This is a genomic window from Zoogloea sp. (assembly GCF_023150065.1).
Taxonomy (GTDB): domain Bacteria; phylum Pseudomonadota; class Gammaproteobacteria; order Burkholderiales; family Rhodocyclaceae; genus Zoogloea.
In genome coordinates this window covers 73,808-95,421 of sequence record NZ_JAKLLN010000009.1, presented here as the reverse complement: position 1 = coordinate 95,421, position 21,614 = coordinate 73,808, and the positions used below count along the sequence as shown (strand labels likewise).

14 protein-coding genes are annotated in these 21,614 nt (G+C 68.8%); 7 read left to right on the top strand and 7 right to left on the bottom strand.

From position 1 onward, the window contains the following. The first annotated feature begins 3 nt into the window (after positions 1 to 3). From L6Q67_RS12295 to rffA, 3 genes are read left to right on the top strand one after another with little or no spacing between them, the layout of a single operon-like run. A complete protein-coding gene (locus L6Q67_RS12295) occupies positions 4 to 783 on the top strand; it encodes a GNAT family N-acetyltransferase (RefSeq protein ID WP_296569706.1) in 780 nt (259 codons plus the stop codon). Beyond that, positions 780 to 1,199, top strand: a complete 420-nt coding sequence (locus L6Q67_RS12290; RefSeq protein WP_296569704.1) for a GtrA family protein — start codon at positions 780 to 782, stop codon at positions 1,197 to 1,199. The genes L6Q67_RS12295 and L6Q67_RS12290 overlap by 4 nt, the downstream gene beginning before the upstream one ends. Continuing rightward, complete coding sequence (rffA, locus tag L6Q67_RS12285; protein WP_296569703.1) at positions 1,196 to 2,320, top strand: dTDP-4-amino-4,6-dideoxygalactose transaminase; 1,125 nt, start codon at positions 1,196 to 1,198, stop codon at positions 2,318 to 2,320. Before L6Q67_RS12290 ends, rffA begins: the two co-directional genes overlap by 4 nt. 78 nt (positions 2,321 to 2,398) lie before the next feature. Here the strand turns inward: rffA and pepN are convergent, their stop codons facing one another. Continuing rightward, positions 2,399 to 5,089 carry an aminopeptidase N gene (gene pepN, locus L6Q67_RS12280; protein WP_296569701.1) on the bottom strand — a complete coding sequence of 897 codons (2,691 nt, stop codon included), beginning with the start codon at positions 5,087 to 5,089 and terminating at the stop codon, positions 2,399 to 2,401. 146 nt (positions 5,090 to 5,235) lie between these two features. Here pepN and mnmC point away from each other — a divergent pair, with 146 nt between their 5' ends. Both mnmC and L6Q67_RS12270 read left to right on the top strand, forming a co-directional pair. Next, a complete protein-coding gene (gene mnmC, locus L6Q67_RS12275; RefSeq protein WP_296569804.1) occupies positions 5,236 to 7,152 on the top strand; it encodes a bifunctional tRNA (5-methylaminomethyl-2-thiouridine)(34)-methyltransferase MnmD/FAD-dependent 5-carboxymethylaminomethyl-2-thiouridine(34) oxidoreductase MnmC in 1,917 nt (638 codons plus the stop codon). A gap of 95 nt (positions 7,153 to 7,247) precedes the next feature. Continuing rightward, positions 7,248 to 8,006: a glycine zipper 2TM domain-containing protein gene (locus L6Q67_RS12270; RefSeq protein ID WP_296569699.1), complete on the top strand. Its 759-nt coding sequence runs from the start codon at positions 7,248 to 7,250 to the stop codon at positions 8,004 to 8,006. An 86-nt stretch (positions 8,007 to 8,092) separates the two neighbouring features. On the opposite strand, the gene gltX is transcribed toward L6Q67_RS12270, so the two are convergent. From gltX to L6Q67_RS12255, 3 genes are all read right to left on the bottom strand, one after another. Next, positions 8,093 to 9,490 (bottom strand): glutamate--tRNA ligase, encoded by a 1,398-nt coding sequence (gene gltX / locus L6Q67_RS12265; protein ID WP_296569697.1) that lies wholly within the window; start codon positions 9,488 to 9,490, stop codon positions 8,093 to 8,095. A 106-nt stretch (positions 9,491 to 9,596) separates the two neighbouring features. Continuing rightward, complete coding sequence (locus tag L6Q67_RS12260; protein WP_296569695.1) at positions 9,597 to 9,935, bottom strand: P-II family nitrogen regulator; 339 nt, start codon at positions 9,933 to 9,935, stop codon at positions 9,597 to 9,599. 75 nt (positions 9,936 to 10,010) lie between these two features. Then, positions 10,011 to 11,630 carry an NAD+ synthase gene (locus L6Q67_RS12255; RefSeq protein WP_296569693.1) on the bottom strand — a complete coding sequence of 540 codons (1,620 nt, stop codon included), beginning with the start codon at positions 11,628 to 11,630 and terminating at the stop codon, positions 10,011 to 10,013. Between the two features lie 103 nt (positions 11,631 to 11,733). On the opposite strand from L6Q67_RS12255, the gene L6Q67_RS12250 reads away from it, so the two are divergent. Beyond that, a complete protein-coding gene (locus L6Q67_RS12250) occupies positions 11,734 to 12,861 on the top strand; it encodes a GNAT family N-acetyltransferase (RefSeq protein ID WP_296569686.1) in 1,128 nt (375 codons plus the stop codon). Positions 12,862 to 12,882: 21 nt separating this feature from the next. Here the strand turns inward: L6Q67_RS12250 and L6Q67_RS12245 are convergent, their stop codons facing one another. The 3 genes from L6Q67_RS12245 to L6Q67_RS12235 all read right to left on the bottom strand — a co-directional run bounded on the left by L6Q67_RS12245 (position 12,883) and on the right by L6Q67_RS12235 (position 19,628). Beyond that, positions 12,883 to 14,115: an MFS transporter gene (locus L6Q67_RS12245; protein ID WP_296569684.1), complete on the bottom strand. Its 1,233-nt coding sequence runs from the start codon at positions 14,113 to 14,115 to the stop codon at positions 12,883 to 12,885. A 70-nt stretch (positions 14,116 to 14,185) separates the two neighbouring features. After that, on the bottom strand, positions 14,186 to 18,463 hold the full coding sequence (locus L6Q67_RS12240) for a response regulator (protein WP_296569682.1): 4,278 nt from the start codon (positions 18,461 to 18,463) through the stop codon (positions 14,186 to 14,188). 40 nt (positions 18,464 to 18,503) lie between these two features. Further along, a complete protein-coding gene (locus tag L6Q67_RS12235; RefSeq protein ID WP_296569680.1) occupies positions 18,504 to 19,628 on the bottom strand; it encodes a two-component system response regulator in 1,125 nt (374 codons plus the stop codon). Between the two features lie 218 nt (positions 19,629 to 19,846). Between L6Q67_RS12235 and L6Q67_RS12230 the strand changes: the two genes are divergently transcribed. After that, on the top strand, positions 19,847 to 21,574 hold the full coding sequence (locus L6Q67_RS12230) for a SulP family inorganic anion transporter (RefSeq protein ID WP_296569678.1): 1,728 nt from the start codon (positions 19,847 to 19,849) through the stop codon (positions 21,572 to 21,574). The last annotated feature ends 40 nt before the right edge of the window (positions 21,575 to 21,614 follow it).

The following is a 21,614-nucleotide window of genomic DNA, read 5'->3' as shown; positions in this document are numbered from 1 at the left end:
GCCATGCCCCCCCTGAACGACCTGAGCGGGCACATCGACACCCCGGCCCTCCAGCTGTCCTGGTCCGAAGCCCCCTGGGACTCCGTGCTGTTCGGTGCGCCGGTACTGCAGATCAGCGCCCTGGCCCTGCGTGACGCGGGCGCGGCCGACGACATCGACACCTTCGTGCGGGCCCGGGACAGGGCCGGCGCGCTGCTGATCAGCTGCCGCCTCCGCCACGATCAGCTGGCGGAATCCATGCTGCTTGAACAGATCGGCTTCCGCTTCATCGAGATGCTCTACCAGCCGGAACGCGAACTCACGGCCCTGGCGGCTGCCAGTCACGGTCTGCAGGTCTGCCGGGCCACCGCCGACGACATGCCGGAGATCCTCGACGCGGCGGGTTCGGCCTTCGGCAACGAGCGCTTCCACATGGACCCACGCCTGTCATCGGCGATTGGCGACATCCGCTACCAGAACTGGGTGCGCAGCAGTCTCGAACACCCGGTCCAGCGCCTGCACGCCCTGCGCGATGGCGATACCCTGGTGGCCTTCTTCGTCACCGAAATGCGGGCAGACGGCACCTGCTACTGGCACCTCACAGCCGTCGCGCCGGGCCTGCAGGGCCGTGGCTATGGCCGTCGGGCCTGGGAAGCCATGCTCGAACAGGCCCGCAGCGAGGGCGCATCCCGCGTCCAGACCTGCATCGTGGCGCGCAATCACCGGGTGCTCAATCTGTATGCCCGTCTGGGGTTCCGCTTTCCGCCCCCGTTGATGACCCTGCACTGGGTACGTCCGGCATGAACGGCAACACGACAATCGGGCAGCTGCTCCGCTACGGAGTTGTCGGCATTGCCTCCAATGCCCTGCTCTACCTCGCCTACCTGGCCCTGACCGGCGCCGGCATGAACTACAAGCTGGCCATGAGCCTGCTGTATGCCCTCGGGGTGATCCAGTCCTTCCACTTCAACAAGACCTGGTCCTTCCGCCACGACGGCGCCCGAGGACAGGCCTTCATCCGCTACTGCATCAGCTACGGCATCGGTTACCTGTTCAATCTGGTGGTCCAGTACCTGATGGTCGACCGCCTCGGATATCCACACCAGCTCATCCAGGGCGCGCTGATCATCTGCACCGCCGTCCTGCTCTTCCTGCTGCAAAAACTCTGGGTCTTCCGCAACACATCCCCCACGCCCACCGCCACCACGCCGAGTCTATGAACATCCCCTTCAACAAGCCCTACATGACGGGCAAGGAACTCTGGAACATTGCCCAGGCCCACGCCAACGGCCACCTGGCTGGGGACGGCAATTTCACCAAGCGCTGCTCCCGCTGGCTGGAGGCCCGCACCGGCGCCAACAAGGCACTGCTGACCCACTCGTGCACGGCGGCCCTCGAAATGGCCGCCATCCTGGCCGACATCCAGCCCGGCGATGAAGTCATCATGCCGTCCTACACCTTCGTGTCGACGGCCAATGCCTTCGCTCTGCGGGGCGCCGTGCCGGTGTTCGTGGACATCCGCCCCGATACCCTGAACATCGATGAGAAGCTGATCGAAGACGCCATCACCGAACGCACCCGGGCCATCGCCCCGGTGCATTACGCCGGCGTGGGTTGCGAGATGGACGCCATCATGGCCATCGCCAACAAACACGGGCTGCTGGTGATCGAGGACGCCGCCCAGGCCGTGATGGCCAACTACAAGGGCCGTCCCCTGGGCGCCATCGGCCACATGGGCACCCTGTCCTTCCACGAGACCAAGAACATCATCTCCGGCGAAGGCGGCGCCCTGCTGGTCAACGCCCCCCAATACGCCGAGCGGGCCGAGATCATCCGCGAGAAGGGCACCAACCGCTCCCAGTTCTTCCGCGGGCAGGTGGACAAATACACCTGGGTGGATATCGGTTCGTCCTACCTGCCGGGCGAGATCATCGCCGCCTTCCTGGCCGCCCAGATCGAGGAGGCCGACAGCATCACCCGCCAGCGCCTGGCCATCTGGAACACCTACCACCAGTGGCTGGCCGAAGCGGAAAAGGCAGGCAAGCTGCGGCGCCCGGTGGTGCCCGCCCACTGCGCCCACAACGCCCACATGTACTACATCCTGCTGCCGGATCTGGCGCAGCGCACGGCCTTCATCGACAAGCTGCGCAAGGTGGGCATCAACACCGTGTTCCACTACATTCCGCTGCACAGCGCACCGTCAGGCCAGCGCTACGGCCGTGCCCACGGTGAGCTGCCGGTGACCACCGCAATGGCGGAGCGCCTGGTGCGCCTGCCCCTGTGGGTCGGCCTCGAGGAAGTCCAGGCCGAAGTCATCCAGCACATCCTGGCGTCCCTGTAACCGGCATAACGGCAGCCTTCATGGCGGCAGCGCGGCGGTCCACGCCCCCGCACCCGCGGCGAGGGCGCATCCGGTCCGTCAGGCCAGGGCCTTGCCCACGATTTCGGCGACGTCCGGCGACAGGCCTTCTGCCGCCGCCACCCGCTCCAGGGCCGGGCGGATACGCGCCTGGATCTCCGGCGTAAACTTGCGCCAGCCCTCCAGCGCCCGGGCCATGCGTGAGGCCACCTGGGGGTTGTTGCGGTCGAGGGCGATCACCTGCTCGGCCCAGAAGGCATAGCCTGCCCCATCTTCCCGGTGGAACTCGGCCGGGTTGGCCTTGAAATAGCCGCCCAGCAGGGAATACACCTTGTTGGGGTTGGACAGGCTGAAGGCCGGGTTGCCCATCAGCGCCCGGACCTGTTCCAGGCTGGCCGGGGCCGAATCGGCCCAGCGCCAGGCACCCGCCTGCAGCAGGAACCACTTGTCGAGCACCAGGGCGTCGTCCCGGTAGCGCTCATGGAAGGCCTCCAGCGCCTTGACGCGCTCGGGGCTGTCGCTCTGCACCAGGGCCGCCAGGGCGCCATAGCGCTCGGTCATGTTGCCCGCATGCTGGAACTGGAGAGTGGCCAGCTGCACCGCGGTGGGGCCGCCCCAGGCCATCATGTAGCGCAGGCACAGGTTGCGCAGGGCTCGACGGCCGGCATCGGCCGGGTGATAGCGGTACTCGCCCTCCACCTCCAGGTCCATGTAGCGCGCCACAAAGTCGGCCTGCAGGGCCTGGCCCAGCTCGCGCGTCAGGTGGATCAGGGCCGCCCGCAGGGGTGCCGGATCGGCCTGCCCCATGCGTTCCAGCAGATAGGCCTCGGCCGGCAAAGCCAGGGTCTCGGCCACGAAGGCCGGATCAAGGCTGTCATTGATGAGCAGCGCGCGGAAGGCGTGGCCGAAGGCCTGGGGCACGAGCATGGGCCGGCCGGCGGCCTTGTCGGCAGCCAGGGCCAGGATCACCCGCTCCATGTAGCGCTGGGCTGCGTCCCAGCGGTTGAAGGGGTCGCTGTCGTTGGCCATGCGGAAGGCCAGACGGGTGTCGTCCTCGGCGATGTCAAGGATCACCGGCGCGGAATAGCCGCGCAGCACCGAGGGCACCGGCTCGGCATCGATACCGGTGAAGGACCAGCTCTGGCGCTCGGCCTTGAGCTCCAGCACGCGGGTGGTCTCGCCGGCCCGGGCCTCGCCCTCCAGTTGCAGGGGCAGATCGGCGCCATCGACACCGATCAGGCCCACCGCCACCGGGATGTGCAGGGGCAGCTTGTCGGGCTGGCCCGGCGTGGCCGGGGTGGTCTGGCTGAGGGTCAGGGTGTAGCTGCGGCTGGGGGCGTCGTAAACGCCCTCGGCCTTCAGCCGGGGCGTGCCGGCCTGGCTGTACCAGCGCATGAAGAGGTCCAGGTCGGCGCCGTTGGCCTCGGCCATGCAGCCCACGAAGTCGTCGCAGGTCACGGCCTGACCGTCGTGGTAGGAGAAATACAGGTCCATGCCGTTGCGGAAGCCCTCGCGCCCCAGCAGGGTATGCAGCATGCGGATGACTTCGGCACCCTTCTGGTACACCGTGGCGGTGTAGAAGTTGTTGATCTCCTGGTAGCTGTCAGGGCGGATCGGGTGGGCCATCGGCCCCGCATCTTCGGGGAACTGGCCGCTGCGCAGCACCCGCACGTTGGCGATGCGGGTCACCGCGCGGGCCGAGGCGGCGGCCTCCGGCGAGTCGGACGCGCGGGCCATCATGTCGGCGGTGAACTGCTGGTCGCGGAACACCGTGAGGCCTTCCTTGAGGGTCAGCTGGAACCAGTCGCGGCAGGTCACGCGGTTGCCGGTCCAGTTGTGGAAGTACTCGTGGGCCACCACGCTTTCCACGTTCTCGAAGTCCAGGTCGGTGCCCGTCTCCGGGTTGGCCAGCACATACTTGGTGTTGAAGATGTTGAGGCCCTTGTTCTCCATGGCGCCCATGTTGAAGTCGGACACCGCGACGATCATGAAGCGGTCGAGGTCCAGCTCGAGGCCAAAAACCTCCTCGTCCCAGCGCAGGGAGTGGATCAGGGAATCCATGGCGTGGCCGACCCGGTCCAGGTCACGCGCCTCCACCCACACCTGCAGCAGCACCTCCCGGCCGGTCATGGTGGTGACCCGACGCTCCAGGGCTTTCAGGTCGGCCGCCACCAGGGCAAACAGGTAGGACGGCTTGAGGAAGGGGTCTTCCCAGCGGGCAAAGTGGCGGCCTCCGGGCAGCACACCGGTCTCCAGCAGGTTGCCGTTGGACAGCAGCACCGGGCAGGTGGCCGCGTCGGCCTCCAGGCGCACGGTGTAGCGGGCCATGATGTCGGGCCGGTCGGGGAAGTAGGTGATGCGCCGGAAGCCCTCGGCCTCGCACTGGGTGTAATAGCCCCCGCGGGATTGGTAAAGGCCGGACAGGGTCAGGTTGGCGGACGGATCGATGCGCGTCACGACCTCCAGCAGCACCGCATCGGCGTCCAGATCGACCTCCAGCCCGCCCTCCACCTCGCGCACCTGGCCCGCCGCCGGCGCCCGGCCATCGAGGCTCAGGGACAGGCGCTCCAGGGCCTCGCCAAACAGCACCAGCGGGCCAGCCGGGGCATCGGGGTTTCGCACGCAACGCATGCGATTGGTGACCACCGTCTCCTGGGGGTCGAGCACGAAGTCCAGGTCCACCGTTTCAACGGTGTAGGCCAGGGGCTGATAGGCATCGCGGCGGATGGGGGTGCCTTGCTGGGTACGCATGGGGATGATCCTTGTTGTTGCTTTGACTGACGGGGATTCTACCCCGCCCGTCCGCCCCCCACCCTGACCCCGGTTTCCCTGTCCCAAAAATTGTCGCACTGGAGGACAATCGCGGCCTCGAACGCCCCACCCCCTTGTCCGCCACCATGTTCACGCCCATCCAGCCCGCCACCCTGTCCTTTGCGCCGGACGGCACACCCTACTCCGCCACCTTCGATGACGTCTATCACACCAGCGCGGGTGGCCTGGGCCAGGCCCGGCACGTCTTCCTGGCTGGCAACGGCTTGCCCGGACGCTGGCAGGGGCGCGACCGCTGGGTCATCGTCGAGACGGGCTTCGGCCTGGGTCTCAACTTCCTGGCCACCTGGCAAGCCTGGCGAGCCGACCCCGCCCGCTGCGGGCGGCTCGATTTCGTGTCCGTCGAGAAGCACCCGTTCCAGGCCGGCGACCTGGCCCGCCTGCACGCCGCCTGGCCCGAACTGGCGCCCCTGGCCGAGGCCCTGCAGGCCCACTGGCCGGCCCTGACACCCGGCATCCACCGCTGCCACCTGGACGGCGGGCGGGTCACCCTCACCCTCGCCTTCGGCGACGCCGTGGACCTGCTCCCCCAACTCAATGCCCAGGCCAACACCTTCTATCTGGACGGCTTCTCACCGGCCCGCAACCCGGATCTGTGGTCTCCCCGGGTCTTCGAGCAGCTCGCCCGGCTGGCCGCGCCAGATGCCAGCCTCGCCACCTGGTCGGTGACCGGGCATGTACGCCGGGGCCTGGAGGCGGCCGGCTTCAGCCTCACACGCGAGCCGGGCTTTGGTGGCAAGCGCGAGATGCTCGCCGGCCGGCGCACCGGCGAGGGCTCCGCCGCGGCCGCCCCCCGGCATCGTCATGCATTGGTGATCGGCGCCGGCGTGGCCGGCACCTCGGTGGCCGAGCGGCTGGCGGCCCGGGGCTGGCAGATCAGCCTCATCGACAGCGCCGACGGGCCGGGCCAGGGCGCCTCCGGCAACCGGGCCGGGGTCTTCCGGCCCCTGCCCAGCCTGGACGACAACCGCCTCGGGCGCATCACCCGAGCTGGTTTTCTGTACGGGCTGCATCACCTCAAACAGCTCGCGGCGGCAGGGCATCCGGCACGCTGGGGGGCCACCGGCGTGCTGCACCTGGCACGGGACGACAAGCAGGCCGGCAAGATGCGCGCCGTGGTGGCTGCCCACCAGCCCCCCGCCGACTATCTGCGCTACGCCGAAGAGGCTGAAGCCAGCCAGATCGCCGGCTGGCCCCTGGCCCAGGGCGGCTGGCACTTCCCTGGTGGTGGCTGGATCCAGCCACCCAGCCTGTGCGCAGCCAACCTGGCCGCCGCGGGCACCGCCATCCAGCCCTACTTCGGACGCCAGCTTGCCCGTTTGCAGCATGAGAACGGCGAGTGGACGGCCCTGGACGCCAACGACGCCCCCATCGCCCATGCGCCGGTCGTCATCCTGGCCAATGGCGTCGGCATCCGTGCCCTGCCCCAGGCGGCCACCCTGCCTGTGCGCCCGGCCCGGGGGCAGGTGTCTCACCTGCCGGCAGCCGCCGGCTCGGCGCCCCATGTGGTGGTCTGCCGCAATGGCTATGTGAGCCCCGAGGTGGACGGTATCCGCTGCGCGGGCGCCACCTTTCTGGCGGACGACCCGGACGACGCGCTGCGCGTCGAGGAGCACGCCGAGAATCTCGCCACCCTGGATCTCATCCTGCCCGGCTACTCGGCCGCCTACGACCCGGCCAGCCTGGACGGGCGGGTCGGCTTCCGGCCGGCTTCGCCGGACCGTCTGCCCATGGTCGGCGCCCTCCCCGCCGTGCCCCGGGCCGACAGGGACACCCCACTGGACGCGATTCCGCGCCAGCCCGGTGCATACGCCCTGACCGGCTTTGGCGCGAGAGGCCTGGTGTGGGCCAGCCTGATGGGCGAACTGCTGGCCAGCCAGCTCAACGGCGACCCGCTCCCCCTGGAGCAGGACCTGGTGGACGCCCTGGACCCGGCCCGCTACCTGCGCAAACCACCCCGCCCGAGCACGGGCAGCGACGATTGAAAGCACTTTCCGCAACTTTGTAAGAGGCCTTTGCGCCTGTCCCCAAGGGGCCATCGCCGGCGTTAATCTCTGTGTATTCACAGGAGAGTCACGCCATGAGCACCCATCTGAACACCCCTGCCCTGCACCCGGCGCTGATGATCGCAGCCGTCTCGGTAACAGCCCTGAGCCTGGCCGGCGTCGCCAAACTCACCGGCGTGCTGCCCGACTTCGGCGCCAAACCCACGGCAGTGACAGAGACCGTCGCCTCCCAGCCCGCCCTGCAGGAGGCTCCGCCCAGCGCTCCGGTCGCCAAGCGCGAGGCCGAACCCGCTCCTGCCGCAGCGGAGGCCCCGGCCGCGGCCCCCTCACCCCGCCCCACCCATCAAACCTCCCGTCCCACCTCCACCCGGGAACATGGCCATCCGGCCCCTGCGGTGGTCAAGAACGTCCCGCCGCCGGCCGATGCGGTTCCCGCCCCGCCCCCCGTCAGCCCTCGCCAGACGGCCGACACGGCGCCCCCGGTGTGCCGGGACTGCGGCGTGATCGAACGCATCGAGCCCATCCAGCAGAAGGGTGAAGGTTCGGGCATCGGCGCCGTTGGCGGCGCAATCCTCGGTGGCGTGCTGGGTCACCAGGTGGGTGAAGGCTCAGGCAAGCAGCTGGCACGCATCGGCGGTGCCGTGCTGGGCGGCTTTGCGGGCAACGAGGTGGAGAAGCGTACCCGCACGGTCACCCACTACCAGGTGACGGTGCGCATGGAAGACGGCACCCGCCGGGTCATCCAGCAGCAGGGCCAGCCCGGCTGGCGCAATGGCGACCCGGTGCGGGTACGCAACGGCGAGATCGTCGGGGGCGGCAGCGCGGCGTTCTGATCAAATTGCCCTGTGGGGTCGAATGAGCTCGACCCCACAAGAGAAGCCATACCGGCCGGAGTGCCCCCAGGGGATCGGAGCCGGGCTCAGAGCACCCGGTCGAGGCGCTCCAGCACCCGCTCGCGGCCCATGGTCTCGAGCACGGCGTCGATGGACGGGGTCTGGGGCTGGCCGAGCAGGGCCACCCGCAGGGGGATCGCCACCTGGGGCATCTTCAGGCCGTGGGCGGTGCAGGTCTCCTTGATGGCGGCGTTGAGCGCCGCTTTCTCCCAAACCCCTTCGGCCAGCTTGCCGCGCAGAGTGGCCAGCGCAGCCCTGGCCGCCTCGGTGAGATGCTGGGCAATCAGCTCCGGTGCGGGATGCAGGTCGATGTAGAAGGGCTCGGCCGCATCGGCCAACACGTTGAGGGTGGCGGAGCGGTCCTTGTAGAGGGCGATGATGGCTTCCAGGGCCGGGCCAGCCTCCGGATCTACACCGCGGCGGGCGAGCCGGCGGCTCACGTCGGCGGCAAGGCGGGCATCGTCGGTCTGCTTGATGTAATGGGCGTTGAGCCAGTTGAGCTTCTCGGTATTGAACTGGGCCGCGGACGGGGTGATGTGGTCCAGGTCGAACCATTCGACCAGCTGCTCGCGGGAGAAGATCTCGTCATCCCCGTGGCTCCAGCCCAGGCGGGCCAGGTAGTTGATGACCGCCTCGGGCAGGTAGCCGTCGTCGTCGTACTGGGTCACGCTCACCGCGCCGTGGCGCTTGGAGAGCTTCTGGCCGTCGTCACCCAGGATCATGGACAGGTGGGCGTACTGGGGAACCACCGCGCCCAGGGCCTTGAGGATGTTGATCTGGCGCGGGGTGTTGTTCACGTGGTCGTCGCCGCGGATGACCTGGGTGATGCCCATGTCCCAGTCGTCCACCACGACGCAGAAGTTGTAGGTGGGCGTGCCGTCGGCGCGGGCGATGATGAGGTCGTCCATTTCGGCGTTGGCGATCTCGATGCGGCCCTTGACCAGATCGTCCCAGGCCACGACGCCGTCAGCCGGGTTCCTGAAGCGGATCACCGGCTGCACGCCGGCCGGCGGCTCGGGCAGCACCTTGCCGGCCTCGGGGCGCCAGCGTCCGTCGTAGCGCGGCTTCTCGCCGCGGGCGCGCTGGGCTTCGCGCAGGGCGTCCAGCTCTTCCGGCGGCATGTAGCAGGGGTAGGCGGTGCCGGCCGCCAGCATCTCCTGGATCACCACCTTGTACCGGTCCATGCGCTGCATCTGGTAGAAGGGGCCTTCGTCCCAGTTCAGGTCCAGCCAGCTCATGCCGTCCAGAATGGCCTGCACGGCCTCGGGGGTGGAGCGGGCCACGTCGGTGTCCTCGATGCGCAGGATGAACTGGCCGCCATGGCGGCGGGCATAGGCCCACGAGAACAGCGCCGTGCGCGCGCCCCCGATGTGCAGATAGCCGGTGGGGCTGGGGGCAAAGCGGGTACGGACGGGAGTGGCCATGGCGAGAATCCGGGAATGCGTGAAACCCGGCATTTTACGCAATCCGGTGCGGCAAAAACAAAAAGCCCGGCAGAGCCGGGCTTTTTGGTACGGCGAAGCGGCTGCGTCAGATGGCCGATTCGTTGGTCTCGCCGGTGCGGATGCGCACCACCTGCTCGACGGGCATCACGAAAATCTTGCCATCGCCGATCTTGCCGGTGCGGGCCGCCTTGATGATGGCCTCGACAGCCTGCTCCACCACGTCGGTGGCCACGACCACCTCGATCTTGATCTTGGGGAGGAAGTCCACCACGTATTCGGCGCCGCGATACAGCTCGGTGTGGCCCTTCTGGCGGCCAAAGCCCTTCACCTCGGTCACGGTCAGGCCGGTGATGCCCACCTCGGACAGGGCCTCGCGGACTTCGTCGAGCTTGAAGGGCTTGATCACGGCTTCGATTTTTTTCATCTTCATTCTCCTGGGAAGGGTGCGGCATTCTAGCCGGAATATCCGGCCCGGCGTGCCGGGCGCTGGGTGGGGCGTTCAGGCGTCGCGGTAGCGGGACGTGATGGGGTAGCGCCAGTCTTTGCCAAAGCCGCGCTGGGTCACACGGACGCCGGGGGGCGCCTGGCGACGCTTGTATTCATTGCGCCGGAGCATGGCCACGGTGCGGCGCACGTCGATCTCGGGGTAGCCCCGGGCGATGATCTCGGGGGGCGACAGGTCCTCTTCCATGTAGGCGGCGATGATGGCGTCCAGCACCTCGTAGGGCGGCAGCGAGTCCTGGTCGCACTGGTCGGGCTTGAGCTCGGCCGAGGGCGGACGGGTGAGGATGTTCTCGGGGATCACCGGGCCGCCCGGCTGGGCGTTGCGCCAGGCGCAGACGCGATAGACAAAGGTCTTGTAAAGATCCTTGATGACCGCAAAGCCCCCCGCCATGTCGCCGTAAAGCGTGGCGTAGCCGGTGGCCATCTCGCTCTTGTTGCCGGTGGTCAGCACGATGGCGCCGGTCTTGTTGGACAGGGCCATCAGCAGCATGCCGCGGATGCGCGACTGGAGGTTCTCTTCGGTGGTGTCTTCGGGCAGGCCGGCAAACTGGGGGGCCAGCATGTCGGCAAAGGTCTGCATGGCCGGCTCGATGGCGATCTCGTCGTAGCGCACTCCCAGCCAGCGCACCATCTCGCGGGAGTCGTCCAGGCTCATCTGGGCGGTGTAGGGCGAGGGCATCATCACCGCCCGCACCTTGTCGGCGCCCAGGGCATCCACGGCAATGGCCAGAGTGAGCGCCGAATCGACGCCCCCCGACAGACCGATGAGGGCGCCGGGGAAGCCGTTCTTGCCCAGGTAGTCACGCACGCCCAGCACCAGCGCATCGTAGACATCCGCCTCGACGGGACGCACGTCGGGCACGCCCTGGTCACGCCAGGCGCCATCGGCAAACTGCAGCAGGGTCAGCTCCTCGCGGAAGGAGGCACCCTGCCAGGCCAGCGCACCGTCCGCGTCAAGGGCAAAGGAGCCACCATCGAAGACCAGCTCGTCCTGGCCGCCCACCAGGTTGCAGTAGGCCACCGGCAGGCCGGTGTCGGCCACGCGTTCGCGCATCACCTCGTAGCGGCGCTGCTGCTTGTTCATGTGGAAGGGCGAGGCGTTGAGCACCAGCAGCAGCTCGGCGCCGGCATCCCGGGCGACCTCGGCGGCCCCCGATTCCCAGACGTCGGCGCAGATGTTGACACCCACCCGCAGGCCATTGAGCTCGAACACGCAGGCGCCCGCGCCGGGTTCGAAATAGCGCTCTTCGTCAAAGACCTCGTAGTTGGGCAGGCGGTGCTTGAAATACGTGTCGACGACGCGCCCGTTGCGGATCACCGCGGCCGCGTTGAAACGCAGACCATCCTGCTCGGCCGGGTAACCCACCAGCACGGTGATGCCCTGCACCTGGGCCGCCAGGGCCGCCAGCTCGTCGGTGCAGGCCTGCAGGAAGGCCGGCCGCAGCAGCAGGTCTTCGGGCGGATAGCCGCACAGGGCCAGCTCGGGGGTCAGCAGCACATCGGCGCCCGCAGCCTTCGCCCGGGTGACCGCTTCCAGGATCCGGCGCGCGTTGCCGGAAATGTCGCCCACGACACAATTGAGCTGGGCGACAGCGACGGTAAGAGGGGTTTTCATGGGGCGACACTATACCGCGAAGGGCGTGATCACCGGGTGCATCGCCTGCACGGCCGCCGTCGCCTGACGGTATTCTTGCACCCGGACCCTGCCGCCACCGACCATGCCCGAACTTCGTCTCCACCCCACCATCGATGCTCTCCCCGCCGCCCAGTGGGACAGCCTCACCGACGGCCAGCCCAGCCTGTCCCACGCCTACCTGTCGGCCCTCGAGGCCAGTGGCTGCGTGTCGCCCCGCACCGGCTGGACGCCCCGCCATGCCGGCCTGTGGGACGGCGACACCCTGCTGGCGGCCATGCCCCTCTACCTCAAGACCCACTCCTACGGCGAGTACGTCTTCGACTGGGCCTGGGCCGACGCCTACCAGCGGCATGGCCTCGACTACTACCCCAAGTGGCTGGCGGCCGTCCCCTTCACCCCGGTCCCCGGGCTGCGGGTGCCGGGGCGCGACGAAGCCAGCCGGCGCCTGCTGATCGAGGGCGTGCGCGAGGCGGCAGAAGCCTCCGGCGCCTCGTCCCTGCACATCCTGTTTCCCACTGCCGATGAATCCGCGTGGCTGCAGGCGGCGGGTCTGGAGATCCGCCATGGGGTGCAGTTCCACTGGCACAACGCCAGCTACGGGGATTTCGACGATTTCCTCGGACACCTGGCCCAGCCCAAACGCAAGAAGATCCGCCAGGAGCGCCGCAAGGTCGCCGACGCCGGGGTGAGCTTCCGCATCCTCTGCGGCACCGAAATCGGCCCGGAGGAATGGGCCTTCTTCCACGCCTGTTACAGCCAGACCTACGCCGAGCACCGCTCCACGCCCTATCTGACCCGCGCCTTCTTCGAGGACTTCGGACGCCGCATGCCGGATGCCTGCGTGCTGATGATTGCCGAGCAGGCCGGCTCGCCCATCGCCGCCAGCTTCTTCCTGCGCGACAGGGAAACCCTCTACGGCCGCTACTGGGGCGCCATCGCCTTCATCCCCTGCCTGCATTTCGAGGCCTGCTACTACCAGGCCATCGACTACGCCATCCGCGAAGGCCTGCAGCGCTTTGAGGGCGGCGCCCAGGGGGAGCACAAGCTGTCCCGCGGGCTGGAGCCGGTGCGCACCACTTCCGCCCACTGGATCGCCGACCCCCGCTTTCGCGACGCGGTGGCACGCTTTCTGGCCCAGGAACGGGGCGGCATGGAGGCCTACCTGGACGAGCTGTCGGAACGGCTGCCGTTTCGGGGCGGCAGCGACTGACCCGCCCCTGTCAGCCCAGCCTCAGGCCAGGGCCGCCCGCCGGGGGGATTCCTCGCGGATCGGGATATTCACCAGCGCCGCCAGCGAGGCGAGCACGATGTCGGCATACCACATCCAGTCGTAGTTGCCGAAGTTGACCAGGGCCAGCCCGCCCAGCCAGGCGCCAAAGAAGCCGCCGATCTGGTGGGACAGCAGGGTCAGCCCGAACAGGGTGGCCAGGTAACGCAGGCCGAACAGCTTGCCCACCAGCCCGGCGGTGGGGGGCACGGTGGCCAGCCAGGTGAGGCCGAGGCCGATGGAGAAGGCGTAGAAGGTCAGGTCGGTCTTGGGGGCAAGCAGATAGAGCCCCACCAGTACCGCCCGTGATCCGTACATGCAGGCCAGGATCCATTTCATGCGGTAATGCTGGCCCAGGGCCCCCGCCCCCAGGCTGCCGGCGATGTTTGCCAGGCCGATCAGGGCCAGGGATACCGCCGACACGCTGGCCGGCAGGCCGCACAGGTCTACAGCCCCGGGCAGGTGGGTGACCAGGAAGGCGATGTGGAAGCCGCAGGTGAAGAAGCCGGCGTGCAGACACCAGTAGCTGCGGTCGCGCAGCGCCACGCGCAGCTGCTGGCGCAGCCCCAGGTCGGCCGCTGCCGAGGGCGGATGCTCGACCTTGTGGCGCAGGGGCCACGACAGGGGAATCGTCGCCAGGGCGCAGGCGGCCAGACCGAACAGCGCGGTGGCCCAGCCGAAGCCGGCAATCAGGAACTGGGACAGGGGTGCAAACAGGAACTGCCCGAATGAACCACCGGCGTTGATGAAGCCGGACGCGAAGGCGCGCTTTTCGGCCGGTAGGCGCTGGGCCAGAGCTCCGATGAGGATGGAGAAGCTGCCCGCCCCGGCACCGGCGGCCACCAGCACGCCCAGGGTCAGGGTCAGGGCAAACTCGCTGCTGACAAAGGGCGTCAGCGCCAGCCCCAGGACCAGCATCACCGCCCCGGTGAACAGGGAGCCGCCGGGGCCATAGCGGTCGGCCACCGCACCGAAGATGGGCTGGGAGGCCCCCCACATGAACTGCCCCACCGCCAGCGCGAAGCTGATGCTGGCAATGCCCAGACCGGTGGCCGTGTTGAGCGGCGAGAGGTACAGGCCGAGGGACTGACGAATGCCCATGGTGATCATCAGCACGGCCGAGGCCGTGAGGACCAGGGGCCAGTACGAACGTGGCGCAGCACCGGCTGCCGGGTCGTGGGGAGAGACGGATTTCATGGGGTCATCCACCCGCCTGGCGGGCTTTTCGTGGCCTGCCAGCATCCCCCGGAAGCCGCGCCCGGGTCAATCAGGATTTACGTGTACGTAAGGTCGCCAGGGCAGAGGGGAAGTCGTAAGCGGTCAGCTCCCGGTCGAAGCGGGCCCAGTTTGCACCCAGACCGGCCTTCAGCAGGCCAGCCTGTTCCCGGGCGGCGCGGACTGCGGCGACGTTGTCCTCCGCCAGCAGGGCTTCAAGCTGAGCCAGGGCGGCGACCACCGAGGCCGCATCGGGAGTGTTCTCTGCCGGGGCGTCGACGCCATCGGGCAGGGCTGCGATGGCAGCGGCCACCGCCGCCTGGGCCTCGGCCACCTGGGCAACCAGGTCGTCGATCAGGCTGCGCGCCGCACCGTCGCGGATGGCAGCCTCCAGGCGAGCCGCCAGAGCCTGCACGCCGGGCATGCCGATCATGCCGGCCACCCCCTTGAGGGAGTGGGCGAGGCGCTGGGCGTCGACGTTCTGGCCGGCATCCAGGGTATTGCGGATGGCTTCCGCGTCGTGGCCATGGCCATCGGCGTACTTGCGCAGCAGGCGCACGTAGTTGGGAATGCGCCCACGCAGGTTGCGCAGCCCGTAGGCCACATCCAGCCCGGGCACCCGCTCCAGCAGGGCTTGCATGTCCGTTGCGTCAGCCGGGCCGGCAGGCGCCGCGGCCCCCTGTCGGGGCAGCCACTGGAGCAGCTTGGCGTAAAGCATGGCCGGATCGACGGGCTTGGGGAGGTGATCGTTCATGCCCGCATCCAGGCAGCGCTGGCGGTCCTCGCCAAAGGCATTGGCGGTCATGGCCAGCACCGGCACGTCCGCATGGCCCGCCTGACGGATGGCCCGGGTGGCTTCGAGGCCGTCCATCACCGGCATCTGCATGTCCATGAGGATCAGGCCATAGCCCCCGTTGGCGGCCTTGTCGACGGCGATGGCCCCGTTGTCGGCCACATCGACGCGCAGGCCGACGTTCTCGAGCAGGGAGGTGGCGACCTCCTGGTTGATGCGGCTGTCTTCCACCAGCAGGATCCGCGTGCCGGCGTGATCGCGCATCAGGGTGCGCTCGTCGGGGAGGGCCAAAACCGGGCCCACGTCTCCCGGCAAACCCGGCGGGTGTGCCTTGAGCAGCAGGGCCTGCAGGCTCGAGATGGTCACCGGCTTGGCCAGCACGTCGGCCACACCGAGGCGTCGGGCCTCTTCCTTGCGGGCCGGCGCCTCCCCCAGGGTCAGCAGGATGCAGCGCGGCGGCCAGGCCAGCCCCAGCGCCCCCAGGCGCTGCAGTGTCTGCAAGCCGTCGAGTTCGGGCATGTCGGCATCCACAAGGAGCACCTCGAAGGGGTCATCCTCATGCTCGGCGGCGGCCAGCAGGGTCAGCGCCGAGGCGCCGGACTCGCAGGCGACCACCCGGGCGCCCAGGGCCGACAGCATGGCGCTCAGCACGTCGCGGGATTCGGCAAGATCATCCACCACCAGCGTCCGCAGGGCCGGCAGGCGGGAGGGGTCGGGCTGGCTGCTGCGGGGGGACAGGGCAAAGCGCAGGCTCAGCCAGAAGGTGCTGCCATGGCCGGGCTCACTGCTGACGCCGGCCTCACCGCCCATCAGGCGCGCCAGGTGGCCGGTGATCGCCAGCCCCAGGCCCGTACCGCCGAAGCGCCGGGTGGTGGAGCCATCGGCCTGCTCGAAGGGGGTGAACAGACGCGGCAGGTGTTCGGGGGCGATGCCGATGCCGGTATCGCTGACCTCGATACGCACACTCACCGCGGTGTCACTTTCGTCCTCGCTGCGGCAACGCAGCAGGATCAGGCCGCTCTCGGTGAACTTCACCGCGTTGCCCAGGTAGTTGACCAGCATCTGGCCGAGCCGGCTCGGATCACCCCGCAGCCGGGTCGGTACGCTGCCCATGTCCACCACCAGCTCCAGGCCCTTCTGGTGCGCCTTGTCGGCGACCAGGGCACAGACCTTGCCCACTACCTCTTCGAGATTGAAATCGGTCTCGTCGAGGGTCAGCTTGCCGGCCTCGATCTTCGAGATGTCCAGGATGTCGTTGATGACGGAAAGCAGGTGCTCCGCCGCATCGCTGATTTTCTGCAGTCGGGACTGCTCCTCGGCCCCCTCCAGGCTGCGACGCAGCAGGTGGGTGAGGCCCATGATGGCGTTCATGGGGGTGCGGATCTCGTGGCTCATGTTGGCCAGGAAGGCGCTCTTCGCCCGGTTGGCGGCGTCCGAGGCCTCCCGGGCCGCCTCCACCTCGGCGGTGCGCTGGGACAGCACCACGTTGGCCTCTTCGAGCTGACGGGTACGCACCGCCACCAATTGCTCCAGGTGGTCCCGGTAACTCGCCAGCTCGGCCTCGGCGGCCTTGCGTTCGGTGATGTCCTCCTGGATGCCCAGGTAGTGGGTGACACGCCCGTCCGGTTGCTCGATGGGGGAGATCCGGGCGTGTTCCACCCGCAACTGGCCATCCCGCCGCCGGTTGATGAACTCCCCCTCCCAGGACTGCCCCGCCGTCAGGGTCGCCCACAGGGCCGTGTAGGTGGACGGGGGCGTCAGGCCCGACTTGAGAAAACCGGTACGCCGCCCGAGGATCTCGTCCAGCGCGTAGCCCGACCCCTCCACGAAGGCCTGATTGACGTATTCGATGCGCCCTTCCCTGTCGGTGACGATCACCGCCGAGGGGCTCTGCTCGACAGCCAGGGACAGCTTGAGCAGCTGGTCTTCGGCCTTGCGCCTTTCGGTGATGTCCTTGGCGATGCCGAACACCCCCACCACCTTGCCGGCGGCATCGTGCAGCGGCCCGCGGGTGGTCAGGAAGCTGCGTGGCCCGGCCACCGTGCTGAGGGTCTCCACCGATGTGCTGACCCGGCCGCTGGCCACTACGGCCTTCTCGGCCCCGGCGATGGCGGCGGCCTCTTCTGGCGGAAACAGCTGGCTGTCGTCCGCCCCCAGGACGTCTTCCTGACGCAGCCCGCAAAAGTGGGCGGCGGCCCGGTTGAAGAAGCGATAGCGCCCCTGCAGATCCTTGGCGAAGATCACGTCCGTGGAGCCATCGGCGATCGCATCGAGGAGCTGCAGCGCCCGCAGCTGCATGCCCTGGGCCTCCTCCCGCTGGCGGGTCTGGAGCAGCTCGCGCCGCTGGAAGAGCAGCAGGGCTGCCACGGCGGTGGAGAACAGGGCAAAGCCCACGGCAAGGAGGATCCACCACAACTGGTGCCGTGACGACTCGTGGATTTCGTCCAGATCCATCTTGGCCACCAGCAGCCAGTCGGTTCCGGGGACTGCACGCCCCACCCCCGCCACCTTGACACCGCGATAGTCCAGGGCCTCGATGGCCTTTCCCTGCAGTTCCGGCCGGGAAATCATGATCGCCCCGAGCAGGCCCTCCGGATTGAAGGGAATGCGCAGGGTGAGGGCCGGCGCGGGATGGAGGCGCAGGGGGCTAAGGAACAGCGCGTTCTCCCCCTCCCGGCGCATCAGCAGGGTTTCAGCCGTCTCCGTGGGGGCGGGCCAACCCTTGAGATAGGAGTAGAGAAAGTCGGCCGGATCCACCTGCAGCACGATGGCCGGCATTCCGGCCTCGCCCCGGGTCTTCAGCGGGGCGATGAAATCCAGCATGGGGCGCGCGTCGGGCCCTGTTCCGGCGAGGTAGAAGTTGCTCTCGATGACCTGCCCCGCCTCGTGGGCACGCCGAACATCGTCGCGCAGCCCCGGCCCCAAGGGCATTTCACCCGGGGTGGCGAGCAGGCTCGCCCCCTCGCCATCCACCAGGCTGACGCGGGAGTAGCCATAGGCCACGCGCACGGCATCAAGACGGGACAGGATGTCGTTCCGGGCCCCGACGTCGCCCCCCACCCATCGCTCATGGGCGCGGGCCATGCCCGGGTCACCGGCCAGGGCCGCCGCGTCGGCACGCCGCTCCACCAGCCACGCCGAGATCTGCCACAGTTTGAGATCCGCCACGGCCTCGATGCGCAGCAACTCCTGGCTGGCCCGATCCCGCACCGACAGCACGGCGCTGCCGTAGCCCATCGCGATGACCGCCAGAGCAATCAGGGAAAAGGGCAGCAGCCGCGCCCACGCGCCCTCGCCACCCAAGGCACGCAGGAAGGACGTGGGTTGCGCCGGGGCGGAAGTCTGCATCGTCTGGTGCAGCAGGCCCCACAGCAGCAGGGACGTCACCGCCACGAAGGCCCAGCCCTTGATGGTGCTGATCTCGGCGATCCGCGCCGGATTGGCGGTGATCTGTGCAACCAGTCTGTCGGAAAAAAGAATCCACGCAGCCGAGAAGGCCGCATAGACCAATACGATGCGGAGGATCCGCCCGTTCATGGACCTGGCCCCGACAATGCGCGTCGCAGGCCGATGTATCTCACTCGGCGGCCTCGTCAACGTATCGGCTGGCAATCTCCGCAAAGCGCGGAAACTCCGCCACGAAGGCATCCACCACGTCCGGATCGAAATGGGTTCCCCGCGCCGCACAGATCATGTCGCGGGCGCCATCCTGGGTGATGGGCTGCTTATAGACCCGCTTGGAAATGAGGGCATCGAACACGTCCGCCAGGGCCATCAGGCGCGCCGACAGGGGAATCCCCTCGCCGGCCAGGCCATCGGGGTAGCCGCTGCCATCCCACCATTCATGGTGATGGCGGGCGATCTCCTTGGCGAAGGCCAGGAAGGGCACCGGCCGCTCCGCATCCTTCTCGGCGTGCTCGATGGCCTCGCTGCCCAGGCGGGCATGGGTCTGCATGACGGCCCATTCGTCGGGGGTGAGCTTGCCGGGTTTGAGCAGGATGTGGTCGGGAATGCCCACCTTGCCGATGTCGTGCAGGGGCGCCGACTTGGCGATCAGCTCGATGGTGCGTCGATCCAGCCTCTCGGTGTAGCGCGGATCGAGGGCCAGGCGCTTGGCCAGCACCGACACATAGGCCTGGGTGCGGCGCAGGTGGTTGCCGGTCTCCGGGTCGCGGATCTCGGCCAGGCGTGCCAGGGCACGGATGCTGACCTCCTGAACCAGCAGGTTCTCGCCCATGCGGCGGGCGATCTCCGACTCCAGGAAGTGGTTCTGGTCGCGCAGGCGATCCCGGGCCCGCTTGAGCTCGAGCTGGATGCGCACCCTGGCCTGCACGATGGTCGGGCGCAGGGGCTTGCTGATGTAATCCACGGCCCCCAGTTCGAGGCCCTTTTCCTCCTCCTGCAGGCCATCCAGGGCGGTGACGAAGATCACCGGGATGTCGCGGGTCAGGGGGTCGTCGCGCAAGGCCGCGAACACGGCGTAGCCGTCCATGCCCGGCATCATCACGTCGAGCAGAATGAGATCGGGGATGGGAGGGGTACGGGCCACCTGCAGGGCCCGGGCGCCACTCTGCGCGGCCCGCACCCGGTACTGGGGCTGCAGCAGTTCGCCGAGCACCTCGATGTTCTCCGGCACGTCATCGACAACCAGGATGGTCGACTTTGCCGCGGGAGGGTCGGAGGTGAAGGAGTCTGAAGTCACCGGAGTGGACCGATCATGTTGAGAAATTACGGCGAGGCCGAAAGAGTCAAACGGAATCCATCAACCAGACCATGACAGCCAAACAGCTTATCGACCCCCACGGCCCGGACTTTAGATCATTCACCGCTTTTCTGTGACTCGCCGCACACCGTCACCCCCCGTCGAGCCGCGCTACACTGCCGCCTCGACGCCAGCCTCCGGAGCGCCCCATCCGCACCATGCCGCCTGCCCTCAGTCGCTACCTGCCCTTCCTCGCCTGGCGCCACCAGCTCGACGCCGGCGCCCTGCGCGCCGATCTGCTGGCCGGCTTCACCGTAGCCCTGGTGGCCATCCCCCAGGCCCTCGCCTATGCCCAGCTGGCCGGCCTGCCGCCCTACGTGGGCCTGTACGCCTCCCTGCTGCCGTGCATCGTCGGCGCCCTGTTCGGCTCCTCGGCCCAGCTCAACACCGGGCCGGTGGCCCTGACCAGCCTGCTCACCGCCACCAGCCTCGCGCCCCTGGCCTTGCCCGGCTCCGAAACCTACCTCGTGCTGGCGGTGCAGCTGGCCCTGCTCGCCGGCATCCTGCAGGTGGCCTTCGGCATGCTGCGCCTGGCCCATTTTTCAGATCTGCTCTCCCACCCGGTGCTCCACGGCTTCATCAACGCCTGCTCGCTGCTGATCTGCGCCGCCCAGTTGCCCACCCTGCTGGGGCTGCCCACCTTCGGCCAGCGCCCCTTCGCCGAGGCCGTCATCGACCTGGCCCGGGCCCTGCCCGACATCCATCTGCCTTCCGCCGCCCTGGGCCTGGCCGCCATCGGCCTGCTGGTGGCCCTGCGCCGCCTGCTGCCGCGCTGGCCGGGGGTGCTGATCGTGGTGGCGGGGCTGAGCGTGGTGGCCTGGCTGACAGGCTTCGAAGCAGAAGGCGGACGCGTCGTCGGCACCCTGCCCGCCGAGACCCTGGCCTTCGCCCTGCCCCGGGCCGACTGGGGCCAGACCGTAGACCTGCTGCCCTCGGCCTTCGTGCTGGCCCTGGTCAGCTTCCTCGAGGCCATGTCCAGCTGCAAGGTGGCCTCTGCACGCACCGGCCAGCGCTGGGACGGCAACCAGGAGCTCATCGGCCAGGGCCTCGCCAAGCTCACCGCCTCGGTCTGCCAGGCCTACCCGGTCAGCGGTTCCTTCGGGCGTTCCGCCTTCCTGCTGGCCAGCGGCGCCCGCAGTGGGCTGGCCTCGGTGGTCGGTGCCCTGATGGTGCTGGCGGCCCTGCTGAGCATGCCCGGGCTGATCGCCCGCATTCCGCTGCCGGTGCTGGCCGCCGTCATCCTCGTCACCCTGGCCACCCTGCTCTCGCCGGCCCAACTGCGGGAGGCCTGGCGCACCAGCCGGGACGACGGCCTGGCCGGCACCATCAGCTTCGTTGCCACCCTGGCCTTCGCCCCGCACATCGAGATCGGCATCCTCTCGGGCCTGATCCTGTCCCTCGCCCTGTTGATCTACCGCAGCATGAAACCCCGGGTGGCCGTGCTCGGGCGCCACCCCGACGGCACCTGGCGCGACGCGGCGCGCTTCGACCTGCCCCCGCCCCACCCCGAACTCACCATCCTGCGCTTCGACGGCCCGCTGCACTTCGTCAATGCCGCCACCTTCGAGGACGCGGTGCTCGCCGTGGGCCGCGACCACCCCCACCTGAAGGTGCTGCTGCTGTCCTGCGCCGGCATCAATGACATGGACGCCAGCGGCATCGACACCCTGCGCCGCATCCGCCGCCAGTTGGCCGACGGCGGGCGCTGCCTGGCCTGCTGCGGCCTCAAGAAACAGGTCATCGACGTGATGGAACGCACCGGGCTGTGGACCGAGCTGGCGCCCCACGCCGCCTACCGCACCGAAGAGCACGCCCTGCAGCACCTGCTGCCCACCCTGTCAGCCCCTCCCGCCCCGGCCCCCCAACGCCAGGGATTCGCCTGGTGACAGCGCTTTGTTGACCTGAGTCGTTGTCGCGGCCCTTGCG